We start from the raw sequence: 510 nt of genomic DNA on the forward strand, positions 1-510 counted from the left end.
CTTGGTAGCCGCCATCCCCGGCAAACAGTCCGGATTGTTCTTGCACACTGGCATAATCCGCATTCATCTTCGATTGGTTATAACTCGCAGAGCCTGATACGCCGTAGCCTACCGTGATTTGACCGCTGATATTTTGCTGCTTGCCTGTATACTGCAAGCTGTCTTGTAAACTGGTAATGGTTAAATCGCCGCCAATATCCGTGTGTATCCCCTTGCCACGCACCACACCGCCGACAATATTCGTGTCACCGCCGCTGATTATCGTCGTGTTGCTCTCTTGCAAACCAACGTGGCTGTTGACCCAACTGCGTTCATCGCCATTGCCGTAACCTCTGCCTAGATTGCCTCCGGCTGTCACACCGAAAGCAAAGCCATCACTGCCATAGCTGACGGCAACGCCCGCATTCCAAACGCTGTTTTTATTGTTACTGCGGTTGGACATCGTATCTTGCACCGATTCCAAATTGATACCCACACCATCACTGAACCGAATACAATCCCCTACCGCAC

General features: G+C 51.4%; 1 protein-coding gene. It reads right to left on the bottom strand.

Annotated features, from left to right (window positions below; all coding sequences use genetic code 11):
• A partial coding sequence (locus FHQ30_RS12940; protein ID WP_139612346.1) for a hemagglutinin repeat-containing protein occupies nt 1–510 on the bottom strand: 510 nt, incomplete at both ends.

This window comes from Testudinibacter sp. 'clade 2' (assembly GCF_006227735.1).
GTDB lineage: Bacteria > Pseudomonadota > Gammaproteobacteria > Enterobacterales > Pasteurellaceae > Chelonobacter.